We start from the raw sequence: 24,225 nt of genomic DNA, 5'->3' as shown, positions 1-24,225 counted from the left end.
AGTTTAGTCGACTTTGCTTGCAGCCATGATTTCCGAGGCCCAGATTTCCAGCTCGGCGGCGTGACTGATGAACTGTTCACCTTCGGTCAGCGGCGCCCGCACCGTGATCCGCTCGCCCTGAAAGGAAAAGCTCAGTTGCCAGGCATGCAGATAGCCCCGGTCTGCCGCACTGCCACCGTAGCGGCTGTCACCCAGAATAGGGCAGCCCTGGCTTTTCAGTGCCACCCGCAGCTGGTGGGTCTTGCCGGTCTGGGGCTGCAGTAAAAAGGCGCGCAGGCCCTCGGCCAGCAGACTGCTGTGAAAACGGGTAATGGCCGGATTGTGCTGAGTGCGACACAGCTTCCAGCTGCCACCGCGCGCCTTTTCCATGTCCCCCTTGATCAGGCCCTGCTTTTTGATCGGTTTTTGATCCGACAGCGCCAGATACCATTTGCGGGTGCTGCGTTCGGCAAACTGACGGCTGAGTTCACGATTGGCGTCCGGGTTGCGGGCCAGCAGCAAGACACCGGTGGTGATCTTGTCCAGCCGATGTACCGGATAAAGAGGCTCGCCCAGGGTTTCGCTGAGCTGGCGTACCAGCCCGGGCAGACCCCCGTCCTGATGCATGCCGATGCCGGCAGCCTTGTTGATGACGAGGTAATCGCGATGTTCCAGCAGAATGTCCATGACCGGCCTCTGAGCGGATAATAAAAATGCAAAAAGCCCGCTGCGAATAAACGCAGCGGGCTTCTCTATGGTATGGCGGAGGAGCAGGGATTTGAACCCTGGATGGGCTATAAACCCATGCCGGTTTTCAAGACCGGTGCATTCAACCACTCTGCCACCCCTCCGACGGCGTGCATACTACCCAAAGCCGAGCTGTATTGTAAACTGATAAATGCCAATATTGATTCGAGTGACCATTTAATGTTCACTCTGGCGCTGATTAACGGGGCAACCCCTTGAATTCGGGAACAGAAAGCTCGACAACCGGGTCATGATATGTCCAAATGATCGGTATTATTTTTAGCCGCCCTGTTCTTCCTTAGTTCGAACACAGGTCGGACACAGCTTTTAGACACTAAAGGAGTCTGAACGATGCGATATAACGATACTCTGTCCCGTACCCAGTCGGGTGCGCTGGCCACCAACAAGGTACTGCGCAACACCTATATGCTGCTGGCCCTGACTCTGGTCATGGCCTCGTTGTCGGCCGGCGTCAGCGCCATGCTGGCCCTGCCTCGCCCGGGTCTCATCATTACCCTGGTCGGCTTTTACGGCCTGATGTACCTGACCGAGCGTAACCGCAACAGCGGTCTGGGCCTGCTGTTCATCTTCGCCTTTACCGCCTTTACCGGTTACACCATAGGGCCCATCATCAACTATTACCTGAGCACCGCTTCCGGTACCGAAACCGTGATGCTGGCGCTGGGTGGCACCGCCCTGACCTTCCTGTCGCTGTCGGCCTATGTGTTGACCACCAAGAAGGACATGTCCTTTCTCGGCGGCATGATGATGGCCGGCTTTGTGGTACTGCTGGTCGGTATCGTCGCCAATATCTTCCTGGCCCTGCCGGCGCTGAGCCTGGCCCTGAGCGCGCTCTTTATTCTGTTCTCGTCCGGAGCCATCCTGATGCAGACCAGCGCCATCATCCACGGCGGCGAGCAGAACTATATTTCCGCTACCGTGACGCTCTATGTGTCCATCTTCAACATATTCCTCAGCCTGCTGCAACTGCTGGGTCTGAGCCGGGATTAATCCTTCCCCGCTCATCGAATGCAAAAAGCCCCGCGGGGCTTTTTTGTGGCCGCAGAGTCTGTTGTTCGGCGCCGACTCGAGTATTATCGAAGGTAAGCCCTGTCACTTGAAAGCACCTTATGTCTCCCGTAACAATCTGGCTCAGGCGAGTCTTTACTGACAGCCATTTCTTCTTTGCCCTGAAAGTACTGCTGGCCATGACCAGCCTGCTGCTACCCGGCTGGTGGCTGGATCAGACCCCCGCCGCCGTTACCCTGACCCTGGGCGCCATGGCCGGTGCCCTGAGCGAGGTGGATCAGGACCCCAAAGGCCGACTACGCCATCTGCTGCTGAGTCTGCTGTGCTTTTTCGGTGCCATCACCCTGGTCAGTCTGTTGATTGACAGCCCGCTGCTGTTCGGCCCTCTGCTGGTACTCAGCACCCTTGTGCTGATCCTGATGGGTGCCTGGGGGCCAGCCGCCGGCACCCTGGGCTTTGGCACCCTGCTGGTGTCGCTCTACGCCATGCAGGGGCACGCCGACAGCCCCTCTTTCTGGTATCAGCCGCTGCTGCTGACCCTGGGGGCGGCCTGGTATGGTCTGCTATCGTGGCTGGTGCTTATTGTCTGGCCCTACAAGCAGGTGCATGAGCAACTGGCCCAGTGCTATTTTGCCCTGTCCCGTTATCTGCTGGAAAAATCCCGCTTCTTCGACAGCCCCGAAGAGCAGCACCAACATCTGCGTCATCAGCTGGCCCAGCTCAATATCCAGCTGGTCAGCGCCCTGGAAACCACCAAGCTGATGCTGAATCGCCGTATTCAGGGCCGGGGCAAACAGGAGCAGGAGCTAGGCCGTCTGCTGGCGCTCTATCTGCTGGTGCAGGAGATGCACGAACGCGCTACCTCCAGCCACTATTCCTATCAGCAGCTGAACCGGGATCTGAAACAGGTCGATCTGCTGGCCGGTTATCAGACCCTGCTGGTGGAGCTGGGAGAAGCCTGCTACCGGCTAGGCTATGCCATTCTCACTCATAATGGCTACCAGCATCGCAAGCGCATCGCCTGGGAGCTGAGCGCCCTGCAGGATCAACTGGATTACAGTCACCTCAAGCGGCACTACCCCCGCTCTCTGCTCAGTCCGATGAAGTTTCTCGGCCGCAACATGGCACACCTGCAGCAGGCTCTGTTGCGGGCCGAAACCCTGACCCGGCGCCAGCCGCTGCCCGAAGACGTGTCCGTCGAGCTGGCTCGCCCGGAGCCTGTGCCGTTCTGGCCCAAGCTCAAGGCGCTGCTGCATCCCAATTCCCTGTTGTTTCGCCACGGGGTTCGCCTGAGCCTGTGCTTTGCCCTGGGCTACAGCCTGATCGCCACCCTCGAGCTTGAACGTGGCTACTGGATACTACTGACCATCCTCTTCGTCTGTCAGCCCAGTTTCAGCGCCACTCGCAAGCGACTGGTGCAACGAACCCTGGGCACTTTGGGTGGCATTCTGGCAGGCATCCCCCTGCTGATGCTGTTTCCCTCGGTCGGTGCTCAACTGGTGATACTGCTGCTGTGCGCCTTTATCTTCTTTACCCAGGTCAAGGTCTATTACAGCTGGGCGGTGGGCTTTGTCACCCTCTTCGTGCTGCTGGCCTTCAATCTGCAAGGCGGCATAACCGAGCCGGTGTTTCTGCCCCGGTTACTCGACACCCTGGCCGGTTGCGCCCTGGCCTTTGTGGCGGTCTGGTTTATCTGGCCCGACTGGCAGCGCCGCCACCTGCCGCGGCTGATGGCCGATGCCATGGAGGCCAACGCCCATTATCTGGCGGCCATTGCCCGACAGTTCGCACAGGGCCGACATGACGAGCTCGACTACCGGCTGCCGCGCAAGCTAGCTCACCTGGCGGATAATCAGCTCGCGCTGGCCTGGCAGAATATCCGGGTAGAGCCGGTGCCCAAATACTGGCTGAACCTGTGCTTCGATATCGCCTATCGCAACCATGCCCTGCTGTCTTATCTGTCGACCCTCGGTGCCCATCGCAGGCACAGCGCGCCCTTGCAGGACGAGCAGATCCGGCAGCTGGTATCCCGACTGCTGGCCTCGGCCCAGGCATTGCGCAGCGAAGACACCTTGCCGGTCTATCCGCCGCTGTCAACCGATACAGCAGAGGCCGGCAAAACAGAATCCGATACCGATGCCAGCACTGATGATGAATGGCTGATCCTCAGCCACCAGTTACTGGGTCATATCACCCTGCTGGTGAACGATCTCTACCAGCTGGCCCGGGGTTTTCGGCAGCAGACGCCGGCGGAAGATGCACCGAGCCCGAGACTTGGGTAACATTGGCGGCCACAGAGAAAACCAAGAAGAAGATGAATGCTTATGTTCGAGTTTGAAGGGCGCACTATCGATACCGATGCCCTGGGCTATCTTAAACAGCATCAAGACTGGCAGCCGGAGATGGTGGCCATTCTGGCCGAGCAGGAAGGCATTACACTGACCCCCGAGCACCGGGAAGTCATCCTGTTTGTGCGCGACTTTTATCTCAAGTACAACACCTCGCCGGCCATGCGCGCCTTGGTCAAGGCCATGGCCAAGGAGCTGGGCGAAGAGAAAGGTAACAGCCGCTATCTGTACCGGCTGTTCCCCAAGGGCCCGGCCAAGCAGGCCACCAAGCTCGCCGGCCTGCCCAAACCGGTGAAGTGCATTTAATACCAAACAGATTAAATAGCTGATCTATTTGGTGGCACTGTAAAGGTCGGATAAATGGCCCGCTCCGCCGACACGCCATGAATACCTCCATTAGGCTCCGCCGCGCCATCTGACTGCCATGGATGGCGGGAATGCCGGAACGGCAGGAGCATTTTCCGGCCTTGGCGCGGAGGGTCGGTGGAGCAGATCCCTTCATCCTCCCTGATGCCTGGGAGCTGCCTGTTTGTGCCATCTACAGACAACTCGGTGTTCAAGAAGAGGCCTCAATATGATCAGGCCGTTTGCAGCAAGCAGCCACAAAAAAGCCCGAATCAATTCGGGCTTTTTGCTTACCGCTTGAAGCTTACGGCTTCCAGCTATCTGTTCGCTTACTCTTGTTCCGACTTGGGATACTTGGCAGCGGTTTCCTTGATCAGCGGCTGCAGTTCGCCTTGCTGGAACATTTCCATGATGATGTCGCAGCCACCGATCAGCTCACCGTCTACCCACAGCTGGGGGAAGGTCGGCCAGTTAGCATATTTCGGCATTTCGGCACGAATTTCCGGGTTCTGCAGAATATCCACGTAGGCAAAGGGTTCGCCACAGTTCATCAGCGCCTGAGAGGCCTGGGCAGAAAAACCACAGCTGGGGAATTTTGGCGACCCTTTCATGTAGAGCAGAATCGGATTTTCACTGATTTGGGTTTTGATTTTTTCAATTGTTTCCATGGGGCACCTCAGCAGACGGCTGTATGTTAAAAACATGATTTGTTAAAAACCACATTCTACTTTATCCCTCTGTGGTCACAAGAGCGGGACGCCATAAATTGGTATTGGCAATGCATTACCCCGGATCAGGCCCCTGCCCCTCGATGTTCCGGCTAAAAGTCGCCGTTTTTCAGCACTTTCAGCCCTATGGTACCCCTACAAAAGCTATTGTTGTTTAGCCGTCCGGCAAACTGCTACAATCCTTTCAGCAATTTAGCGGTTTGCGGCTATGAAATGTCGGCTGCCCCGCCATGGAAAGAAAGCAAGTCAGCAATGTCGAGACCAGCCTCAGGCTGGCACCATCAAAATGGAGAATATAATAATGGCATTTGAACTTCCCGCTCTGCCTTACGCCAAAAACGCACTGGAACCGCATATCTCTCAGGAAACCCTGGAATACCACCACGGCAAGCACCACAACTCCTATGTGGTCAACCTGAACAACCTGGTTCCCGGCACCGAGTTCGAAGGCAAATCTCTGGAAGACATCATCAAGACTTCTTCCGGTGGCATCTTCAACAACGCCGCCCAGATCTGGAACCACACCTTCTACTGGAACTGCCTGGCTCCCAACGGTGGCGGCGAGCCTACCGGCGCCCTGGCCGATGCCATCAAGGCGACCTTCGGTTCTTTCGACGCCTTCAAGGAAGAGTTCACCAAATCCTGTGTGACCAACTTCGGCTCCGGCTGGACCTGGCTGGTGAAGAAGGCCGACGGCTCCGTGGCCATCGCCAACACCTCCAACGCCGGTTGCCCGCTGACCGACGCCGCTACCCCGCTGCTAACCTGTGATGTATGGGAACACGCCTACTACATCGACTATCGCAACGTGCGTCCCGACTATGTAAAGGCCTTCTGGTCTCTGGTCAACTGGGAATTCGTGGCAGAAAACTTCGCCAAGTAAACCCTGGTTAGTTAAAAACACCCCGGCTCGCCGGGGTGTTTTTGTTGTAGAGTCTTTTTTATACAGCCCGTTTGGGTGTAAAATTCGCCCTCTTTTATTTCTACCTCTTTAAAATGAGTTAAGCCCAGTGAGTATGACTGTTCCCCGTATCGGCGTTGTGTCTCTCGGTTGGCTCAGGGTTATCTGACCAATACACTGTTAATAGATCACCAGCTCACATCTATAAGATTGATTTTTATCAGTTTTAACCCCATTTTTCTGTATCTTGACATAGGGTGGCACTCATTGTGATGATGTCGGGAAGCTGGGCTACAAAGCCCGGGATACCCGGAAGCTGTTATCCAGGAATACCCTGTTGAGGAAATGTAACGATGGGATTACCCGTTCAGAAGCGCTCCCCAGAGTGAAGGGCTTACTATCCCTGACCACCCGCTTAAGCATTATGTTTGGGCTCACCATGCTCGGCATCTGGATACTGGTCAGCGTACTGCTGCTGCATACCTTGGGTCACCATTTCGATAAGCAGGATGACACAGAGATCACCGGCAAGCTGCAACTGGCCACGAACTTCCTGTCGGCACATATCAAGTCCGGAGCACAGGACTGGTCATCCCTGAATCGTCAGCTTAATGATGCCCTGCTAGGTCACCACAGCCTCTATATTCTTATCCTGGATCCGCAAGGACAGGTGTTGGCCGATATTCACCCACCTGGCTCGTCACAGCCCGGCATGACATGGGTTAATGGCAGACGGGGGCTGACTCCGGGCAGCATTGAAAACTGGCGTGAAAACGGCACCGTTTTTCGCAGTGTAACAGAGCAGCTGGTACCGGGAAGTGCCGGGAAGCAGGCTGACCTCCCCCCTTATTTTCTTGTACGAGCCACCATAGATACCAGCTATCACCAGCATTTTATCAATGAAATAAAAAACGGGCTGTATTGGTTTACCCTGGGTATCGGCTTAATTTCACTCTTTCTCGGATGGCTGGCCTCTCGGATAGGGTTAAAGCCGTTGCGTGAATTGGCATCGGTTTCTAAAAGCGTGACCGCGAGTCAACTCGACCAGCGCTTGGCACTGGATAATGCCCCTTCAGAGCTCTACGCTCCAATCCAGGCATTCAATACCATGCTTGACCGCCTGGAGGCGTCATTCCAGCGGCTGTCAGAGTTTTCTTCTGATATTGCCCACGAGCTGCGTACACCTGTGAACAGCCTGATGATGCAAACTCAGGTGGCGCTGACCCACCCGCGAGATGCCGAGGACTATAAGGAAGTACTCTATGCCAATCTGGAAACCGCCGAGCGACTGGCAAGGATGATCGGTGAAATGCTGTTTCTTGCCAAGTCGGAGCAAGGCCAGCTGGCCATGCAGCGCGAGCCGCTTGTCCTGGCCGATGAGCTGGATGAATTGATGGAGTTTTTCGAGCCGCTCGCCAGTGAACAACTGGTACGGTTACAACGGCAGGGCAACGCCAATCTACTGGGTGACAGATCCATGCTGCAAAGGGCATTCAGCAACCTGCTTGCCAATGCCATTCGCTATACACAGGCGCAAGGCGAAGTGCGCATTGCTATCCATAGCGACAGCACGGGCATCATCGTTGAGGTCGCCAATCCGGGCCCTGCCATTCCGCCCGAACAATGGCCTCGCCTGTTCGACCGCTTTTACCGGGCAGACAGTGCCCGTCAATCGGTAACCGAGGGCACCGGACTTGGTCTGGCTATCGCCAAGGCAATTATCACCGCGCACGATGGGACTTTATCCGTACACTCCGATGAACGGGAAACCTGCTTCACGGCCCATTTTGCCCGTACCAACCCGAGCACTGCTACCGGATAGCGGCTTACTCTATGCCGTGTTGCCGCTGCTTATCGCGAATATAGGCAATGATGTCGCCGACCTCTTCGCGGGTTGCCCCGGGCACCGGCGGCATGTCGCCAAAGCGCCAGTGGTGGGCGCGCACTCCGTTGGCTGCTGCGCGGTAAAAAGCCTCGTCACCATGATGAGATGGCTCATACACCTTGTGAATAAACGGCGGCCCCTGACGGGTACCCTTCAAGTCTGCCCCATGACAGCTGGCGCAGTTCTCGTTATACGCCTGCTTGCCCCGCTGTATTTGCTCTGCCCCGACGGATAAATCGCCCGGCAAAAAATGGCTGCCAACCATGACGAGCGGTGCGAGTACCACCACGGCGACTGCCCATGGCCACCAACGAGTAGGCCTTGATGTTTTGTTCACGGCGTTGCTTGTCCTCTTGTTCAACTGGCTGAAAAGTTCGGCTGGCTGAAAAAATGGCATGAACCTCTGCCCATGCCAACCCTCTTACATCACCTGTACGCGGCCTTTCATGCCGGCTTCCATATGGCCGGGGATCAGGCAGGCAAAGTCGACGGTCCCGGCCTGATCAAAATGCCAAACCAGGCCGCCTTTCTGACCCGGTTTCAAGCTGATCATGTTGGGTTCGGCGTGTTTCATATCCGGCATCTGGCGCATCATCTCGGCATGCTGTTGCAACGACTCAAGATTGCCAATCACCAGCTCATGGGCCAGCTTGCCCGAGTTTTTGATGAAAAACCGCACGGTTTCACCGGCGTTAACCTGGATTTGTTCGGGTGAAAAACGCATGTTATCGCTCATCACCACTTCAATGGTGCGGCTGACCTCGGCCGCCTTGCCGGGCTGACCGATACCCTGCATATTTTGCTGCATGGCCGCCATGTCATGACCCTGATGGCCGCCATGTTCGCCGGCAGCCATCGCCAGACCTGGTAACAAAGACAGCATTAAAACGGACAGTGTTTTTTTCATGTGTTTTTTCCTTGGTATGTGTTTTTAGCGCAATGATGGTTTAAAACCAGAACCTGACCCCGGCAACCCAACGGGTTTGCTGCGTCGCTTCGCCTTCTTCTCGTACCTGATCGGCACTATTACCCAACGCCGTCGCCCATTCCCAGCCGACATAAGGCGCAAACTGGCGGCTTATCTCATAGCGCAGACGAGCACCGGCCACCAGCTCGAACAAACCTCGGCCCTGGCCGCGCTCGGCATCGTCCTTGCCATAGGCGGTCAATTCCGCCCTTGGTTGCAGTACCAGGCGTTGGGTCAGCAAGAGTTCATACTCCCCTTCCACGGCCAGCGCCGTTTGCCCATCATCGCCCAGATAGGCGGTAGCATCGAGTTCAAACCAGTAAGGGGCCAAACCCGCCACCCCTAAGGCCAGCCAGCTCTGATCCGGCCCGTGACCCGTGTCGTAACGCACACCCAGCTCACTGTTCCAGAAGGTCGTTAGCGCATGGCTCCATAATAGTTCGGTACTGGCTTCGGCCAGCCGACCCTGTTCAATATCGCCTTCTGCCTTCAGTACTGCTTTGTCGTAGTCATAGCCAAACCAGGCGCGGGTATCGTAAGTCAGTGCATGGCCTTCACCGTTATCCACCCGCTCCAGCCGGTCTACCAGCACGCCGTAAAAGGCGTGCTCGTCGGCCAAGCGTAACTGGCGCGGACCGGGCAAAGCATAGGGTCCTTCTTCCAGAGTAATGCCATCAGAATAGGCATGGGGATCTCGGGCATCGGCTGGGGCAGAACCACCCTGCATCTGCATGCTGCCATGATCCATACCTTCCATCTGACTATGATCCATACCCTGCGTCTGGCTATGATCCATGCCCTGCATCTGGCCGTGGTCCATGCCTTCCATCTGGCTGTTTACCGGTGCCGAGCCATGCCCGGTATGAGCATCCTGAGCCAGCGCTACTCCTGTTGGCAGCACCGTCAGGGCCAGCAGCATGCCGTTCAATCCGGATTTCATCGTCATTTTCCCTCTGTTGTTCCGGCTCATGACACCACCACTTCACGGAACATACCCGCATCCATATGGAACATAAGGTGACAGTGCCAGGCCCAGCGGCCCGGGGCGTCGGCGGTAACCAGAAAGCTGATTCGCTGAGCCGGTTGTACCTGTATGGTGTGGCGGCGCACCTGAAAACTACCGTCCGGATTTTCCAACTCGCTCCACATGCCATGCAAATGCATGGGATGGGTCATCATGGTGTCGTTATGCAGAATAATGCGTACCCGCTCGCCGTAATTCAGGTGAACCGGTGTAGAGCTGCCAAACTCGACGCCATCGAACGACCAGGTATAACGCTCCATGTTGCCGGTCAGGTGCAGCTCTATTTCCCGCTCGGCCGGCCTTGGATCCATGGGGCCGCCCGGGGTGCGCAGATCGGCCAGGGTCAGTACCCGACGGCCGTTGTTACGCAACCCGACACCCGGATCATCCAGATTGGTGCGCGGCGTATCTACCCGCATATCCACACTGGGCCCATATTCGGTACGGGCATGGCGCACCTCGCTGCTGGCCTTGGCCAGACCTCCGGCCATGGCACCGTGGTCCATCCCCGCCATGCTGCCATGATCCATTCCAGCCATGTCCATGCCCATGCCCATGACCATGCCGCTGTGATCCATTCCGGCCATTCCACCCATGGCGCCGTGATCCATGCCACCCATATCGCCCATCATATCGGACATCGTCAGCCACTGGGGCGAGTCCAGCTCGGGTACGGCGGCCCTAAGCCCCTCTCGCGTGGCCAGGGTACCACTGGCATAGCCGGTTCTGTCCATCGCCTGAGCAAACAAGGTATAAGCCTCGGCCTGGGGCTCAACCACCACATCGTAGGTCTCGCCAGGCCCAAAGCGGAATTCATCCACCGTCACCGGCTCTACATTGAGGCCATCAGCCTGGACCACCGTCATCTTGAGCCCGGGTATACGAACATCGTAAAAGCTGTTGCCGGCACCGTTGATAAAGCGCAACCGTACCCGCTCGCCTTTCTTGAACAACGCAGTCCAGTTACCGGCGGGAGTGGTACCGTTCATCAGATAAGTCAGCGTCTGGGACGACAGATCCGCCAGATCGGTCGGGCTCATCCGCATTTCATTCCACATCTGCCGTTTGTTAAGCGCCGTCATCAGGCCATCGCTGGATACATCGCGGAAGAAGTCGAATACGGTGGGTTGATTAAAGTTGTACAGATCACCCTGATTCTTGAGCTTGCCGAATACCCGCATCGGATTTTCGTCGGTCCAGTCGGAGAGCAACACCAGGTGTTCGCGGTCTGCCTCAATGCTGTCGCCTTCGGCCGGATCTATGATAAGACCACCGTACATACCGGTCAGCTCCTGCATACCCGAATGGGAGTGATACCAGTAGGTGCCGTTCTGCTCCAGCTTGTACCGATAAGTGAAGGTTTCGCCGGGGGGAATGCCGGGAAAACTGATGCCCGGTACGCCGTCCATCTGATAGGGCAAAATGATGCCGTGCCAGTGAATGGAAGTCGACTCCTTGAGCCGATTGGTAACACGAATGGTGACCTCGTCCCCTTCACGCATACGTAGCGTGGGCCCGGGAATGGAGCCGTTGATGGTGGTGGCCATGCGTGCCTTGCCGGTAAAGTTGACCGGCGTTTCATCGATCACCAGATCGAATTCGGTACCGGTCAGAACGGGAACGTCTCCGGTCAGAGTACCCGGGCTGGCGGCCTGAGCCGGTCTCAGCATGGGAGCCATGCCCAGTACCACACCGCCGGCGGCCAGTCCCTGCACAAATCGACGACGAGGTAAATCCGGCTTGTTACAAGAAGGCTTCATCATGCTACGCCCTTTTTATTAATAATTGGTTATCCAGTGTCTTCAGCTTACCGGTTGGAGACTGTCCCGCAGATGACTGCCCCATTACAAATTTGTCATCTAAGGTACGGCAGCCTGCGTTCCGTGCCTGCTGCTGGTCTCCCCGATTTTTTCTGATAGGCTATCAGCCATTCGATCGAGTACGGCAAGGCCCTCATGAAGCTTCTGATTATCGAAGATGAAATCAAGACCGGCGATTACCTGCAACGAGGCCTGAGCGAAGCCGGCTTTGTGGTTGATCTGGCACGCAATGGGACGGATGGGCAGTATCAGGCAATGAACGAGCCCTACGACCTTATCATTCTGGATGTGATGCTGCCGGACATTGATGGTTGGCAGCTCCTTCAGTCATTAAGGAACGAAGATAAGCAGATGCCTGTGCTGTTTTTAACCGCTCGCGACAGCGTGGAAGACAGGGTCAAAGGCCTGGAGCTGGGCGCAGATGACTATCTGGTCAAGCCGTTTGCCTTTTCGGAATTACTGGCCCGGGTACGCACCCTGCTCCGCAGGGGAACAACATCGACCTTGAAAGACTGCCTGCATGTCGCCGATCTGACCCTGGAGTTAACCAAGCGTAGGGCGATCCGGGCCGGTGAACGCATCACCCTGACCAATAAAGAGTTTGCCTTGCTTGAGCTGCTGGTGCGCAGGCAGGGAGAGGTGCTGCCCCGCTCCCTGATCGCGTCTCTGGTGTGGGACATGAACTTCGACAGTGATACCAATGTGATCGACGTAGCTATCCGCCGTTTACGGGCAAAAATTGATGATGATTTTGAGCCCAAGTTGATTCAAACCGTGCGTGGCATGGGATATACCCTGGACGTTCCGAATCAACCCTAGCTCCTGAACATAGACAAGGCACACAGGATATTGACGGAAAGATAGCTCACAGGCCAAGACACCGGATATGACGATGGTGTTACCTGGTTTTTCTCATTAACATCATGATCAGCCTGGTCAGGTTAACCGCAACGCTTCATTACAGATTTGTCATTATTATGTTGGCTCGCGCTCGGGTATGCTCCCCTCGCCCGCAATGGCCACCGTATCCGCTGACGTTCCCGGTACTCAGGGGCCGTCATGACAGCATGAACCAAGGGAGATGTTCGATTGTTATCCGCCATTCGTTTAAAACGACTCGCAGGCCTTGCCTTTTATCTCTGCGCCCTGATATCCGTAGCACCCCCTCTGTACGCTCATGAAGGACACGATCATGCTCCCCCGGAGCAGGCCGCCACTGCCATCACGGCCCTTCGTGCGACCGCCCACAGTGAGCTGTTTGAACTGGTGGCGGTACCGGACGGATCACAGCTCATTATTTATCTCGATCGGTGGCAGGATAATGCACCTGTCACCGGCGCAACCCTGGAGCTGGAAAGCGACAGTTGGCAGGCCGAGGCCACCGAGCTCAGTCCGGGTACCTACAGGGTTGAGGCGCCCTTTGTCATCTCCCCCGGCCAGTATGAGCTGATGTTTACCATTACCACCGACGATGACCTCGATCTACTGACCACCACCCTGGACATCAGCCCTTTACCTGTTGCCACAGCGCCTGAACACCCCATGCCGATGTTTGCTCTGATGGCCGTCGCTATCGTCATCGCCTTGCTGTTGCTGTATCTGCTGTTACGTCGTACGTACCCGTCTGCCCGGAAGTAATCACACCATGAAGATACAAATTCCGATGTTAAGTTTAGCGCTGCTGCTTTCCCCCCTGCTGGTGCAAGCCCACGGCGATGAAGATCATGGTGATACGGGTCATGCCGAGCCTGCCAGCCTCAGCGCCGTGTTCGCCGGCGATAAACCCCGGCGCCTGCCCGATGGCCGTGTGTTTCTGCCAAAAGAAACCCAGCGGCGGCTGGCATTGCGAACCCTGGTACCCGAGACGCGTCAGGTGCCCCGTACCGTGGAGCTTAATGGCCATGTGGTAATGGATCCCAATGCCAGTGGCCGGGTTCAGCCCTTGCAGGGCGGACGCCTGATGGCGGGTCCTTCCGGTCTGCCCCTCTTGGGTCAGAACGTCGCCAAGGGAGAGGTACTGGCCCAGGTTACGCCCTCGATCTCGACCTTCGATCTGGCAACCCAGGCCGCCCAAGTCGCGGACTGGGAAATTCGCCGACAACTGGCCGAGAAAGAACTGGCGCGCTTGCGAAAACTGACGACCGTGGTGGCCCGCAAAGAAATAGATGCCGCAGAAGCAGAGCTGGCAGGGCTGACCGCCCAGATAAAGGCATTAAAGCAGGGGATGGTCAAACCCGAACTGCTGGTGTCGCCCATCGACGGGGTGATCGCCTCCAGTTCGGTGGTGAACGGTCAGGTGGTGGAAAGCAAAGAGATAGTGTTTGAAATTATCGACCCCGCCCGCCTGCTGATCGAGGCCCAGGTCTATGATCCCAGGGTCGCCAACCAGATAATTTCAGCCAATATCCCCAACGACAACACCCCCTTGACGTATATCGGCAGTGGCAAGGCCTTGCGTGAAGGCGCAGTTCCCCTGCTGTTCCGAGCGGAAAATGCCCGTGACCTGGTACTCGGACAGCTGCTGAGCATAGTAGCGCAAACCGATCAGTCCCTGCGCGGCATGCCGCTTCCGGCTTCCGCCATCGTCAAGAATGCGGCCAATGAACCCGTGGTCTGGCTACATGTCGACGCCGAGTATTTTGTCGCCGAGCCGGTCCAGGTCCAGCCCCTTGATGGTGAACAGGTGGTGGTGACCGGCCTGCGGGAACAGCAGCGCGTGGTAGTACAAGGCGCCACCCTGCTTAACCAGATCCGCTGAGGGAAGATATGTTTAGTTGGATAGTCAACACCAGTTTACGCAACCGCCTGATGGTGATGGTCATAGCCTTGATACTGATGGTATACGGCGGCGTAACTGCCTGGCAGATGCCGGTGGATGTGTTTCCGGATCTGAACAAGCCGACGGTGACCATCATGACCGAAGCCGGGGGGATGGCACCAGAAGAAGTCGAGCAGCTGGTTTCTTTTCCGTTGGAAACCCGACTCAACGGCATGCCCGGCGTCACCCGGGTTCGCTCAGTATCCGGTGTGGGCCTGTCCATTGTTTATGCCGAGTTTGACTGGGGATCGGACATCTACCGCAATCGGCAGCTGGTTTCCGAGCGGCTCAATGAAATACGGGAACAGTTACCCGCCGGGGTAAGCCCCACCATGGGCCCGATTTCATCCGTGATGGGTGAAATCATGCTGATCGCTTTTCCTGCCGATGGCAGCGGGGCAAGCCCGATGCAGGTACGCGAGTATGTGGACTTTATTCTGCGTCCCCGCCTGCTCTCGATCCCGGGTATTGCCCAGGTGATACCCATCGGTGGCGAAGTGCGGCAGTTCCGGGTGGAGCCCAACACAGCTCTGATGAACCAGCTGGATATCAGCTTCTCGCAGCTGGAGCAGGCGTTGGCGGCGTTTTCCAGCAATACCAGCGGGGGCTTTCTGGAAAAAAATGCCCGTGAATACCTGATCCGCAATCTGGGACGCACCACCCGGCTGGAAGATCTCAAGAATATCGCGGTGGCGGTGCGCAACGATAACCCCATCCAGCTCAAGCAGATTGCCGAGGTCAAGTTTGCCGCTGCCACCAAGCGGGGAGATGCCGGTTTTAATGGTCACCCTGCGGTGATTGTCAGCGTGCAGAAACAGCCCAATGCCGATACGGTCAAACTCACCGACGACATCGAGCTGGCCCTGGCGGAACTGCGTCATTCCCTGCCCCCGGGCATGACACCGCCGCAGATCTCCTTCAGACAGGCAGATTTTATCGAGGCATCGATCTTCAACGTGCAGGAAGCCCTGCGCGATGGTGCCATCATGGTGGCGGTGATCCTGTTTCTGTTCCTGCTCAATGTGCGTACCACCCTGATCTCGTTGACGGCGATCCCGCTATCGATGGCGATGACAGCGCTGGTGTTCAAGTTGATGGGCTTGTCCATCAATGTCATGACCCTGGGCGGACTCGCCATCGCCATCGGTGAACTGGTCGATGATGCCCTGGTAGATGTGGAGAACGTGCTCCGCCGCCTCAAGCAACGCAAACCCCAGGGCATTGGTCGGATCATCAACACCATCGCCGCCGCCTGTAACGAGGTACGCTCCGGGGTAGTGATTGCCACCCTGGTCGTCGTGCTGGTGTTTGTGCCTCTGTTTGCCTTACCCGGCATAGAAGGTCGGCTATTTGTCCCACTGGGCATTGCCTATATCACCTCCATCCTGTCCAGCATGGTAGTGGCCCTGACGGTCACCCCCGTGATGTGCTTCTATCTGCTGCCCAGGATGAAACGCATCGCTCATGGCGACTCCTTCCTCGTGACATGGCTTAAGAAGTGGGATAAACGCCTGCTACTTGCCAGTTTTGACCATGCCCGGCCCCTGTTACTGGGTGCCTGTGGTCTGCTGTTGCTGGCCGTTGCCACCGTGCCTTTTTTTCCGCGCGCCTTCTTGCCCGCGTTCAATGAAGGCACCCTGACCATCAGTTTGCTGCTCAACCCGGGGACCTCACTGGACGAGTCCAACCGCATTGGTCGCCTGGCCGAAACGGCGATTCTGAATGTCCCCGAGGTAACAAGCGTTGGCCGCCGTACCGGCCGGGCCGAGCTGGATGAGCATGCCGAAGGAGTGCATTCCAGTGAACTGGATGTGGACTTGAAGTCGAGCGAGCGCAGTAAAGAAGCGATCATGGCGGATATTCGCGCCCAACTGGCCCCTCTTCCTGCCGTTGCCCTGCTGGGTCAGCCCATTTCACACCGGCTGGATCATCTGTTGTCCGGGGTCCGGGCCCAGATTGCCATCAAGATCTTCGGTGATGATCTGGATACCCTGCGCGGGCAGGCTGCCAGTTTGCGTGAGCAATTGCTGCAAATACCGGGGCTGACTGATCTGCAAATTGAAAAGCAGGTACTGATCCCGCAGATCAAAATTCGTCTCGATTATACCCAGGCAGCACTATACGGCATCTCCCCCGGCCAGTTGCTGTCGAGCCTGGAAACCCTCACCGAGGGAGATACGGTTACCCAGATCATCGACGGCAACAAACGCTTCAATCTGGTGGTGCGCCTCCCCGACCAGGAGCGCAGCCCCCAGGGGCTGGCCAATATGCTGATTGACTCACCCCATGGCCGGATCCCCTTGTCTCGGGTCGCCAGCATAGAGGAAGGTGACGGCCCCAATCAGATTGGCCGGGAGAACGGCCGCCGCCGTATCGTGATTGCCGCCAATACCGATGGCTCGGATCTGGCTGCGGTGGTTGCGCAGATCCGTCAGACCATAGCCGCCACGCCCTTGCCAGAGGGATACTTTATCAACCTCGAAGGCCAGTTCCAGGCCCAGGAGCAAGCGACCCGACTGATTGCTCTGCTGTCTTTGGTGTCGTTTTCCCTGATCTTCATGGTGCTCTACAGCCGTTATCGTTCATCTCGGCTGGCACTGATGATCATGGGCAATATTCCCATGGCCCTGATCGGCAGTGTGGCCGCCATGTGGCTGGCGGATATTTCGCTGTCGGTCGCCTCCCTGGTGGGCTTTATCACCCTGACCGGGATCGCGACACGTAATGGTATTCTCAAGATAAGCCACTACATCAACCTCTGTAAATTTGAAGGCGAGACCTTCAGCAAAGACATGATAGTGCGTGGCTCACTGGAGCGACTGACACCGGTGCTGATGACAGCGCTGGTTGCCGCCTTTGCGCTGTTACCGCTGTTGCTGGCGGCGGATGCCCCCGGCAAGGAAATACTGCACCCGGTCGCCGTGGTCATTTTCGGCGGACTGGTGAGCTCTACCCTGCTGGATACCCTGTTAACGCCGCTGATGTTCTGGCTGTACGGACAGGCCCCCCTGAACATGTTGCTTGAAGATAAATCCGATGATGCATTTTGATACATTCACCGAAGGAAGATTGCTGATGAAAAAACATGTTTTGCTGGCCATCAGCCTGCTGTTACCCACCTGGGTACATGCCCATGGGGATCTCACCCCGATCCATGGCGGCCTGATCACAGAAGGCAAAGCCATAACGATAGAGCTGGTCGCCCAATCCGATGTGACCATGGTCTATTTGAGCGAGCATGGCACCCCCATCGACGCATCCGCCGCCAGTGGTGAGCTGATATTGCTCAGTGGTGGCAAAAAATCACAGTTCCCGCTGGCACCCGCCGGTGACAATGCCCTTGCAGGACCAGGCATCACCCCTGAGCCAAATGCCAAGGCGGTGATCAGGGTAAACGTACCTGATGTGGGTAAAGAGCAAATCCGCTTTGCATTAAAATGAGGCAGGCAGCAGGAAAATGCATAAGGAGGCCCACCATGGGCCGCCGAGCGGCACATAATCACCACTAATTTCAGCCTTATAGTCGATAACGGAAACCATGGCGCTGGCAGAATGCTGCCTTGCTGAGACCACTGTCTCCCTGGGCTTGCAGTTGTGCTTGCCAGTACTGGCGTTTTTGCTGTGGGGGCATTGGCTGCAAGCCATCATGTGCGCTGTATCTAACTCACCTTCTGCTACTCAGCTATGGCTGGTAATGGTTCATATGCGCTTGGTGAAGACCTTGATGGTTTACTGTTCTGACCTGCCTGTTTGCGCTACAATTGCCGCCCTCCCCTGTTTACTTGGTCAAAAAACAAGCAATGATAGACAACAATGTACCCCGCATCGGGTTTGTCAGCCTCGGTTGTCCCAAGTAATTCAGACCAATACCCACTCAATGTCCTCACCATGGCGATGGTGGTACTTATTCGTATTTTTTTCCTCAACGTCATGCTCCATCATCTGCTGCATCATCATGTGCATCATGCTCATACGCTGCTCCATCATGCCCATGCGCTCTTCCATCCCCATGGGTGACATCCCTTTGCTTCCTGGGCTCATGCCTCCCTGGCTACTCATCATCTGCATCCCCTCCTGCATATCTTGCATATGAGTCTGCATCAATGCCGTGCGTTTTTCGGGGTCACTTTCCTGTCTGATCTCTGCCATTAGAGCCTGCATCTTTTCCATATGCTGATGCATGGTCTGCATCTGTTCATGATTCATCATGCCCATCATGGCATCGCCCTTGTGTCCCCTTTCCTGCGGGTGATGGCTGTCAGCAAAGACAGGGCCTGCCATCACGGCGGTGACCATCAACATCTTGACCAATGTTTTCATGATACTTTCCTTAGCAGTTTCCTGCTGTCACGGGAACTAACCGGGTAATCCGACCTGGAATTTTCGGCATAAGCCATCCGAATGGAAACCAGATCTGTTCTTTGTACCTTCTATGTTGAGTCTAGGCAGAAGAGCTGTGAACGCTTCATTACAAATTTCTCATTATTATCCTGGCTCACGCTCGGGTATGCTTCCGGCGCCAGCGATGGCCACCATATTCGAGTACGTTCCCGGTGCGCAGGGCCGTCATGACCGCATGAATGAAGGGAGATATTTCATTGTTATCCGCCTTATCCGCAATTTGTTTAAACCGCCTCTCGGGCCTGGCTCTGTTTCTCTGTGCCCTGATATCCGTAGCTGCGCCCCTGCAAGCCCATGAAGGACACGATCAAGCTCCCCCGGACCGTGCTGCGACTGCCATAACGGCTCCCCGTGCGAGTGCCCACAGCGAGCTGTTTGAGCTGGTCGCCGTCAATGGATGGAGAGCTTCAACTGAAAGTGGCGCGCACGGCCAGTTCGACTGGCCCCGCCCTAGCGTGACGACGTTCATAAGAGATTCACATCTGCTGGTCGTAGCCGCTCGTCCCTAGCCCCTTTCCACCTCGATGCTGGCAGATTATGTCTTTCCTCACGGGGCAGGCAAAGCCGCCCACAATGCTTTTTTGTTGATATGGAAACATCTTGTAAGGAACCAAATTTTCCTTATACAGCCAAAGTCACGTGATTCCTAACTGGGTCGAAAATGGTTAATCCACAGCAAAAAAGGAAAACCTCATGTCCAAGATGACCAAAGCAGTAATAATCACATCCTGTCTAATCGCGCTCACCGGAGTAAGCTATGCCGCATCGGGCTGGCTCAAAGGTAATACCGAAGAGAAAATAGAGACTCTCGTAAGTATCCAGCCTGGCCTCGGTACCGTCATGGTGGAATATGCGAATCGCTATACCAACATTTACTACGCCGCGAAAGGTGGCAACTGGGGACTGGCCGCCTACCAGCTCAAAGAGGTGCTCGAGATCCAGGAAGTTGCCGAAGTAACTCGCCCGAGCGAGGAATGTCCCTTAAGGCGTTTGAATCTGCCTATCTCGATAGGCTCGGCGAAACTATTCTGGCGGAAAATTTTGAAGCGTTCGAGAAAGCATTTAATGCTGGAATATTGGGATGCAATGGCTGTCATGCCAGCCAGGGATTTCCGTACATCAAGTACGAACTCCCGACCGCGCCACCAGCCCCTCTTTCGATGAAGCCGTAATGGGGGGGTGACGCATGAGGTCAGCCATCAAGTGACCAGCAAGGCATGCAGTGGCTCATGTCATGACCATTCGCCGCCAGCTGGACTGAGCCCTGCTGTTTTTCAGCCATTAAATTGCTACCTTGTTACATTACACTTTCTTCGTCCACAGATCGCACCAGCCCTCGGAGCTGATCTCGCCCTCGACTAGCTGGCAGCTCTTCGACTCGGAGATAAAATTCTGGCACTGACTGCATTTTTGCCCGCTCTCATTGGGCTGACTCTGATAATGAACACTGGCCTGCTGAACCTTGGTCGACGTAGACGCCTTCGGGTAGGCGCCTGTCGGTGCCATACCGGTTGCTGATTCTTCCTTTTTATCACAACCGATCAGGGTAAAGGGGATCAGCACCCCGCACCCTATTGCCAAAGCTCTGCGCAATACGGCCCTACGGGAAAGGGGGTCCGGCGCGTGGTTTCCATATGACAGCCTGTTATCACTTTCATGTTTCATCTCAACCTCCTTCGGGTCGAAAGGGCCTGTGGCGTTTCCGGTACGGCCAGCATCTCCTTGCCCATAACCTACGGACCGCAAGAGAGCTGAATAGAAGTCTAGCCAGTCATGCCGGCACCGTATGTACGATGGCGTACAGACCACCCCAAGGTTGGGTAGTAATCTAATCGCGAGGAGATGGTAGTACCGACAGGCGTCACGCAGGGCGCCCTGTTGTTACTACCTCCTCTCGGGCGCAGCTGCCAAGGGTCGCGGCACCCGGGGCTGGTGCCGGTGACGTGCTCACCAGCACCCTTGTGAGTCACCCTGCCGGGAGACATGACATTGGGAACCATTCTGTTAATCCTGCTTATTTTGCTGCTTATCGGCGCCTTTCCCAGCTGGCCCCACAGCCGTAGTTGGGGCTATGCCCCCAGCGGCCTTCTGGGGTTTGTGCTACTGGTGGTTGTGGTGCTGCTGCTGCTGGGCAGGATCTGATCAGCCGATTAAAACAGGCTGTATAAGACACAAAAATCATGCCGCTTATTGTACGGCAGGGTATCGAAATGGCCGTTGAACAGGCGTATCAATGACGAATAAGTTAAACCCTGCTCGGGGCTTGCTGACTGGAAGGAGTAACGATATGTACAACATTCGACGTGACTTTTTTGCGATCATGTTTATGACAACAGCATTTTTATCCATCGGAGTGATTAATCAGGCCACCGCCGCCAGCACTGAAAATCTGGACAAAGATTCCTGGCAGGCCCTGAAAACGCTCTATAAAACGGAGCCGGTTGCCGAACAGCTTTCTCATACGGCAAAGGCGATACTGGTTTTTCCCAATATGGTGAAGGCGGGTTTTGTGTTCGGTGGCAGCTATGGCGAAGGCACCCTGATAAAAGGGTCGTCCGTAGTCGATTATTATAACTCCGTCACCGGCTCCTGGGGACTGCAAATAGGAGCCCAGACTTATGGTTATGCCGTTTTACTGATGACGGACGAGGCTGTTCGCTATGTTGAAGATACCAATGGCTGGGAGATGGGTATAGGCCCCACCGTGGTTCTGGTGGACGAAGGTATTGCCAAAAACCTGTCTAGTTCATCACTACAACATGATGCTTATGCTTTTATTTTCAGCCAGCAAGGATTGATGGCGGGGATAAGTCTGGAGGGAACCAAGATTACCAAAATCAAACAGTAGTCGAATAAGGAGCAGGCACCATTGGTGCCTGCTCCTCCTCGCCACTGTTCTTCATTCAACCTCATCCAGAGAGTGCCGATGGTAATAACACATCGGATGCTGCTGAATAACCTGACAGGAGAACTATCATGCCTCTTATTAACCTCATTATTATATTGATCGTGGTAGGTGTTCTACTCTGGCTGGTCAACACTTATATTCCCATGGATAGGAAAATCAAGAACATTTTGAATGTTGTGGTGGTGATTGCCGTCGTCATCTGGTTACTACAGGCATTCGGCGTATTGGGTGCACTGGATGGCATTCGTGTAGGAGCGGTTATGATAATGGCACCCTTGTTACATGATCCGGCAATAGGATAGAAATACGGACAGTGATATCGGAGGCTGCATCTCGCGGTATTGGTTGTAGATCGGCTGAGCCAAAGCCTAATCAATATAAACAATCTGAAAATATACCGCTTATTGGCGTGCTGAGTGCGATGGCATACAGACGCAGCACCAGTTCACTGTCATGCTTATCATATCGTCAGAACGCAATATCGCGGAGGGCGATACACCCAGAGGTTACCATGGACAAAACCCATACCCCCAATCAGCCCGAGAAAAAAAACGCGCCTCAAGATCCCCAGCAAAAACGCAAGCTGGGAGAAAATGAACCAAAGGCAGCGACCAAGGCTGATGCTCAACAACAGCAGCAACCCCCACAAAAAGCAAAATAATAAAGTGGGATAAGGTCTTGAGCGAAAAACGCAGACCTTGATTATCACCGTTAACTTCCGCCGTTTTTACCTTTGAACGGTGGACGTCGGTGACCAGGTTCAAGAGCTTCGGGAGACGTCTTTGACGGACTCCCGCTTTGTTGTTTTCAGAATAAATTTTTGTCAGGGAAAATTGTTTTCAGAGCAATGTGGAAATGGTTTTTATTTGCCACCATGGGGGGAAGGTTGCAGCCGATCGGTTTCTTTTTTGACCACGGCGTAGCATTCACAACTCAGCTGTTCCAGTCTGACCCTGTCCAGCACTGTGATGTGCCCACGATGGTATTCGATGATACCGAGCTGTTGCAGCTTGTGGGCAGCGATGGTAACGCCTTCCCTGCGCACCCCGAGCATGTTGGCAATCAGCTCCTGGGTCATGGTCAGGCTGTTATCCGGCAGCCTATCCAGTGACAGCAGCAACCAGCGACACAGCTGCTGGTCAACCGAATGGTGGCGATTGCATACCGCCGTTTGCGCCATCTGGGTTATCAACGCCTGGGTGTAACGCAGCATCAGTAGCCGCGTATCGGCATCACGCAAGAATTCCTCCTTGAACCGAGAACTTATCAGCCGGTAGCCATTACCGGCACTCTGGACGATGGCTCGGCTCGGGGTACTGTCTCCGCCCATGAAAACGGCAATGCCGACAATACCTTCATTACCCACGACCGAAATTTCCGCCGAAGCGCCGTTTTTCATGACATAAAGCAGCGAAACGATGGCATCGGTAGGGAAATAGACATAGCGCAAGCGGCTCCCCGATTCATACAACACTTCTCCCAACGGCAGCGACATCGGTTCAAGATACGGGAACAGCCGCTGCTGCACGGCGTTAGGCAATGCCGCCAGCAGGCGGTTTTGCATAGGTGTAGAAGGGGTGGGCTTGCTCGGCATATCCGCCTCCGTGATTAGATTTATAACCATTTTAGTCAAGCAAGGGCTGGAGAGCGAAAGCACGGTTTTTACCACGGTGAAGCGCACAAGGGGCTGCGAACCGGCGCTGATGCTCAAAGCCTTCTTCGGCTTGCCATTGCGGGCATTGGAAGGCTTTATCAACTCCATTTTTCAGCTGATGGACGTGCCGCTGAAGTCAGCCTGGAAAATGTGGTTGATACCGAGGTACTGCCGACGCTGCTCAACCCGCTTCGGCGCCAGTTGCACCAGGTCTCGGCCGATGGTGCTAAGATACCAAGGAGTGCCATCAGTTACAGCTCAGAAAAGGCAGTATCGCGACGATCCCCCACCCCGAAAGAATGCCGGCTACTGGGACGAAGGGCATCCGAGGAACGAGGCCGTTGCTGCGCTGAAATCAGGTCACTTGGCCGACTGGAAAACCACGTATGGCTACCATCAGCGGTCGCTGGCGGAAACGGCGATGTCCCGATACAAACAGTTGGTGAGTCCCAAGTTGAGCTTGCGTAAATACAACGGCCAAGTCGGTGAAATCCTGGCCTGCGTTCAGGTCATGAACAAAGTCATAGGACTTGGTATGCCTGTTCGTCAGCCGATCAGTTAAGGGCGGAAAGCCCTGTAGGGACAGGCTGCCCCGGCTTTGATTTGATCAACAACGCCGGTTGAAGATGATAATCAAAAGGATAGTCGAATTATGTCCTCAAAAAATCACA

The 24,225-nt window shown here is 55.6% G+C and carries 25 protein-coding genes, 1 tRNA gene and 2 pseudogenes; 17 read left to right on the top strand and 11 right to left on the bottom strand.

Features of this window, described 5'->3' with window-relative positions; all coding sequences use genetic code 11:
* Positions 1-3 precede the first annotated feature (3 nt).
* Together UN63_RS01615 and UN63_RS01610 are read right to left on the bottom strand one after the other, a co-directional pair.
* Entirely contained in the window at positions 4-666 is a 663-nt protein-coding gene (locus UN63_RS01615) for a TIGR01621 family pseudouridine synthase (RefSeq protein ID WP_104485037.1), read from the bottom strand.
* A 73-nt stretch (positions 667-739) separates the two neighbouring features.
* Positions 740-830, bottom strand: a tRNA-Ser gene (locus UN63_RS01610).
* 247 nt (positions 831-1,077) lie between these two features.
* On the opposite strand from UN63_RS01610, the gene UN63_RS01605 reads away from it, so the two are divergent.
* The 3 genes from UN63_RS01605 to UN63_RS01595 all read left to right on the top strand — a co-directional run bounded on the left by UN63_RS01605 (position 1,078) and on the right by UN63_RS01595 (position 4,409).
* The gene (locus UN63_RS01605) at positions 1,078-1,737 is read left to right on the top strand and encodes a Bax inhibitor-1/YccA family protein (protein ID WP_104485036.1); all 660 of its coding nucleotides are present in this window, start codon (positions 1,078-1,080) and stop codon (positions 1,735-1,737) included.
* A 119-nt stretch (positions 1,738-1,856) separates the two neighbouring features.
* Entirely contained in the window at positions 1,857-4,037 is a 2,181-nt protein-coding gene (yccS, locus tag UN63_RS01600; RefSeq protein ID WP_104485035.1) for a YccS family putative transporter, read from the top strand.
* 42 nt (positions 4,038-4,079) lie between these two features.
* The gene (locus UN63_RS01595; protein WP_104485133.1) at positions 4,080-4,409 is read left to right on the top strand and encodes a TusE/DsrC/DsvC family sulfur relay protein; all 330 of its coding nucleotides are present in this window, start codon (positions 4,080-4,082) and stop codon (positions 4,407-4,409) included.
* A gap of 368 nt (positions 4,410-4,777) precedes the next feature.
* Here the strand turns inward: UN63_RS01595 and UN63_RS01590 are convergent, their stop codons facing one another.
* Entirely contained in the window at positions 4,778-5,116 is a 339-nt protein-coding gene (locus tag UN63_RS01590) for a Grx4 family monothiol glutaredoxin (protein WP_104485034.1), read from the bottom strand.
* A gap of 361 nt (positions 5,117-5,477) precedes the next feature.
* Between UN63_RS01590 and sodB the strand changes: the two genes are divergently transcribed.
* Both sodB and UN63_RS01580 read left to right on the top strand, forming a co-directional pair.
* Positions 5,478-6,059, top strand: a complete 582-nt coding sequence (gene sodB / locus UN63_RS01585) for a superoxide dismutase [Fe] (protein WP_104485033.1) — start codon at positions 5,478-5,480, stop codon at positions 6,057-6,059.
* Between the two features lie 403 nt (positions 6,060-6,462).
* Entirely contained in the window at positions 6,463-7,899 is a 1,437-nt protein-coding gene (locus UN63_RS01580; protein ID WP_104485032.1) for a heavy metal sensor histidine kinase, read from the top strand.
* Between the two features lie 4 nt (positions 7,900-7,903).
* Here the strand turns inward: UN63_RS01580 and UN63_RS01575 are convergent, their stop codons facing one another.
* The 4 genes from UN63_RS01575 to UN63_RS01560 form a co-directional block, all read right to left on the bottom strand.
* Positions 7,904-8,251: a c-type cytochrome gene (locus UN63_RS01575; protein WP_244905166.1), complete on the bottom strand. Its 348-nt coding sequence runs from the start codon at positions 8,249-8,251 to the stop codon at positions 7,904-7,906.
* Between the two features lie 132 nt (positions 8,252-8,383).
* Positions 8,384-8,869: a cupredoxin domain-containing protein gene (locus UN63_RS01570; RefSeq protein ID WP_104485031.1), complete on the bottom strand. Its 486-nt coding sequence runs from the start codon at positions 8,867-8,869 to the stop codon at positions 8,384-8,386.
* Between the two features lie 40 nt (positions 8,870-8,909).
* Entirely contained in the window at positions 8,910-9,869 is a 960-nt protein-coding gene (locus UN63_RS01565; protein WP_229793477.1) for a copper resistance protein B, read from the bottom strand.
* A gap of 26 nt (positions 9,870-9,895) precedes the next feature.
* On the bottom strand, positions 9,896-11,716 hold the full coding sequence (locus UN63_RS01560; protein ID WP_104485030.1) for a copper resistance system multicopper oxidase: 1,821 nt from the start codon (positions 11,714-11,716) through the stop codon (positions 9,896-9,898).
* 192 nt (positions 11,717-11,908) lie between these two features.
* Here UN63_RS01560 and UN63_RS01555 point away from each other — a divergent pair, with 192 nt between their 5' ends.
* The 5 genes from UN63_RS01555 to UN63_RS01535 all read left to right on the top strand — a co-directional run bounded on the left by UN63_RS01555 (position 11,909) and on the right by UN63_RS01535 (position 18,032).
* Positions 11,909-12,592, top strand: a complete 684-nt coding sequence (locus UN63_RS01555; RefSeq protein ID WP_104485029.1) for a heavy metal response regulator transcription factor — start codon at positions 11,909-11,911, stop codon at positions 12,590-12,592.
* A gap of 270 nt (positions 12,593-12,862) precedes the next feature.
* A complete protein-coding gene (locus UN63_RS01550) occupies positions 12,863-13,411 on the top strand; it encodes a hypothetical protein (protein ID WP_104485028.1) in 549 nt (182 codons plus the stop codon).
* Positions 13,412-13,436: 25 nt separating this feature from the next.
* A complete protein-coding gene (locus tag UN63_RS01545) occupies positions 13,437-14,531 on the top strand; it encodes an efflux RND transporter periplasmic adaptor subunit (RefSeq protein ID WP_219821045.1) in 1,095 nt (364 codons plus the stop codon).
* An 8-nt stretch (positions 14,532-14,539) separates the two neighbouring features.
* Entirely contained in the window at positions 14,540-17,641 is a 3,102-nt protein-coding gene (locus UN63_RS01540) for an efflux RND transporter permease subunit (protein WP_104485026.1), read from the top strand.
* Between the two features lie 25 nt (positions 17,642-17,666).
* Positions 17,667-18,032, top strand: coding sequence for a hypothetical protein (locus UN63_RS01535; RefSeq protein WP_104485025.1), 366 nt, complete (start codon positions 17,667-17,669; stop codon positions 18,030-18,032).
* Between the two features lie 76 nt (positions 18,033-18,108).
* Here the strand turns inward: UN63_RS01535 and tnpA are convergent, their stop codons facing one another.
* Complete coding sequence (gene tnpA / locus UN63_RS17435; RefSeq protein WP_425320319.1) at positions 18,109-18,222, bottom strand: IS66 family insertion sequence element accessory protein TnpA; 114 nt, start codon at positions 18,220-18,222, stop codon at positions 18,109-18,111.
* A 227-nt stretch (positions 18,223-18,449) separates the two neighbouring features.
* Entirely contained in the window at positions 18,450-18,911 is a 462-nt protein-coding gene (locus UN63_RS01530) for a hypothetical protein (protein ID WP_104485024.1), read from the bottom strand.
* Between the two features lie 774 nt (positions 18,912-19,685).
* On the opposite strand from UN63_RS01530, the gene UN63_RS01525 reads away from it, so the two are divergent.
* Complete coding sequence (locus tag UN63_RS01525; protein WP_104485023.1) at positions 19,686-20,156, top strand: hypothetical protein; 471 nt, start codon at positions 19,686-19,688, stop codon at positions 20,154-20,156.
* A gap of 138 nt (positions 20,157-20,294) precedes the next feature.
* Here UN63_RS01525 and UN63_RS01520 read toward each other — a convergent pair whose 3' ends face one another.
* Positions 20,295-20,657, bottom strand: coding sequence for a high-potential iron-sulfur protein (locus tag UN63_RS01520; protein WP_104485022.1), 363 nt, complete (start codon positions 20,655-20,657; stop codon positions 20,295-20,297).
* A gap of 318 nt (positions 20,658-20,975) precedes the next feature.
* On the opposite strand from UN63_RS01520, the gene UN63_RS01515 reads away from it, so the two are divergent.
* The 4 genes from UN63_RS01515 to UN63_RS17020 all read left to right on the top strand — a co-directional run bounded on the left by UN63_RS01515 (position 20,976) and on the right by UN63_RS17020 (position 22,561).
* Positions 20,976-21,134, top strand: a complete 159-nt coding sequence (locus tag UN63_RS01515) for a DUF3309 family protein (RefSeq protein ID WP_104485021.1) — start codon at positions 20,976-20,978, stop codon at positions 21,132-21,134.
* A 145-nt stretch (positions 21,135-21,279) separates the two neighbouring features.
* Positions 21,280-21,840 (top strand): lipid-binding SYLF domain-containing protein, encoded by a 561-nt coding sequence (locus UN63_RS01510; RefSeq protein ID WP_104485020.1) that lies wholly within the window; start codon positions 21,280-21,282, stop codon positions 21,838-21,840.
* A 128-nt stretch (positions 21,841-21,968) separates the two neighbouring features.
* Entirely contained in the window at positions 21,969-22,202 is a 234-nt protein-coding gene (locus UN63_RS01505) for a Thivi_2564 family membrane protein (RefSeq protein ID WP_104485019.1), read from the top strand.
* A 209-nt stretch (positions 22,203-22,411) separates the two neighbouring features.
* Positions 22,412-22,561 (top strand): hypothetical protein, encoded by a 150-nt coding sequence (locus tag UN63_RS17020; protein ID WP_181068140.1) that lies wholly within the window; start codon positions 22,412-22,414, stop codon positions 22,559-22,561.
* A gap of 201 nt (positions 22,562-22,762) precedes the next feature.
* On the opposite strand, the gene UN63_RS01500 is transcribed toward UN63_RS17020, so the two are convergent.
* Complete coding sequence (locus tag UN63_RS01500) at positions 22,763-23,494, bottom strand: Crp/Fnr family transcriptional regulator (protein WP_104485018.1); 732 nt, start codon at positions 23,492-23,494, stop codon at positions 22,763-22,765.
* 97 nt (positions 23,495-23,591) lie between these two features.
* On the opposite strand from UN63_RS01500, the pseudogene UN63_RS17430 reads away from it, so the two are divergent.
* Positions 23,592-23,675 (top strand): annotated as a pseudogene (locus UN63_RS17430) (transposase); the annotation flags it as partial.
* Between the two features lie 5 nt (positions 23,676-23,680).
* Positions 23,681-24,116: pseudogene (locus UN63_RS01495) on the top strand (transposase); the annotation flags it as partial.
* Positions 24,117-24,225: the final 109 nt, after the last annotated feature.

It is taken from the genome of Oceanisphaera arctica (genome assembly GCF_002936955.1).
GTDB classification, from domain to species: domain Bacteria; phylum Pseudomonadota; class Gammaproteobacteria; order Enterobacterales; family Aeromonadaceae; genus Oceanimonas; species Oceanimonas arctica.
Note: the sequence above shows the minus strand (reverse complement) of the source record. Positions and strands in the feature narration are given on the sequence as shown.

Bases quoted from the DNA above. Each gene is read 5' to 3' on its own strand.
- UN63_RS01615 (WP_104485037.1), bottom strand. From the start codon at position 666: ATGGACATTCTGCTGGAACATCGCGATTACCTCGTCATCAACAAGGCT.
- UN63_RS01605 (WP_104485036.1), top strand. From the start codon at position 1,078: ATGCGATATAACGATACTCTGTCCCGTACCCAGTCGGGTGCGCTGGCC.
- yccS (WP_104485035.1), top strand. From the start codon at position 1,857: ATGTCTCCCGTAACAATCTGGCTCAGGCGAGTCTTTACTGACAGCCAT.
- UN63_RS01595 (WP_104485133.1), top strand. From the start codon at position 4,080: ATGTTCGAGTTTGAAGGGCGCACTATCGATACCGATGCCCTGGGCTAT.
- UN63_RS01590 (WP_104485034.1), bottom strand. From the start codon at position 5,116: ATGGAAACAATTGAAAAAATCAAAACCCAAATCAGTGAAAATCCGATT.
- sodB (WP_104485033.1), top strand. From the start codon at position 5,478: ATGGCATTTGAACTTCCCGCTCTGCCTTACGCCAAAAACGCACTGGAA.
- UN63_RS01570 (WP_104485031.1), bottom strand. From the start codon at position 8,869: ATGAAAAAAACACTGTCCGTTTTAATGCTGTCTTTGTTACCAGGTCTG.
- UN63_RS01565 (WP_229793477.1), bottom strand. From the start codon at position 9,869: ATGAAATCCGGATTGAACGGCATGCTGCTGGCCCTGACGGTGCTGCCA.
- UN63_RS01560 (WP_104485030.1), bottom strand. From the start codon at position 11,716: ATGATGAAGCCTTCTTGTAACAAGCCGGATTTACCTCGTCGTCGATTT.
- UN63_RS01555 (WP_104485029.1), top strand. From the start codon at position 11,909: ATGAAGCTTCTGATTATCGAAGATGAAATCAAGACCGGCGATTACCTG.
- UN63_RS01545 (WP_219821045.1), top strand. From the start codon at position 13,437: ATGTTAAGTTTAGCGCTGCTGCTTTCCCCCCTGCTGGTGCAAGCCCAC.
- UN63_RS01540 (WP_104485026.1), top strand. From the start codon at position 14,540: ATGTTTAGTTGGATAGTCAACACCAGTTTACGCAACCGCCTGATGGTG.
- UN63_RS01535 (WP_104485025.1), top strand. From the start codon at position 17,667: ATGAAAAAACATGTTTTGCTGGCCATCAGCCTGCTGTTACCCACCTGG.
- tnpA (WP_425320319.1), bottom strand. From the start codon at position 18,222: ATGCCCCCACAGCAAAAACGCCAGTACTGGCAAGCACAACTGCAAGCC.
- UN63_RS01530 (WP_104485024.1), bottom strand. From the start codon at position 18,911: ATGAAAACATTGGTCAAGATGTTGATGGTCACCGCCGTGATGGCAGGC.
- UN63_RS01525 (WP_104485023.1), top strand. From the start codon at position 19,686: ATGTCCAAGATGACCAAAGCAGTAATAATCACATCCTGTCTAATCGCG.
- UN63_RS01520 (WP_104485022.1), bottom strand. From the start codon at position 20,657: ATGAAACATGAAAGTGATAACAGGCTGTCATATGGAAACCACGCGCCG.
- UN63_RS01515 (WP_104485021.1), top strand. From the start codon at position 20,976: ATGACATTGGGAACCATTCTGTTAATCCTGCTTATTTTGCTGCTTATC.
- UN63_RS01510 (WP_104485020.1), top strand. From the start codon at position 21,280: ATGTACAACATTCGACGTGACTTTTTTGCGATCATGTTTATGACAACA.
- UN63_RS01505 (WP_104485019.1), top strand. From the start codon at position 21,969: ATGCCTCTTATTAACCTCATTATTATATTGATCGTGGTAGGTGTTCTA.
- UN63_RS17020 (WP_181068140.1), top strand. From the start codon at position 22,412: ATGGACAAAACCCATACCCCCAATCAGCCCGAGAAAAAAAACGCGCCT.
- UN63_RS01500 (WP_104485018.1), bottom strand. From the start codon at position 23,494: ATGCCGAGCAAGCCCACCCCTTCTACACCTATGCAAAACCGCCTGCTG.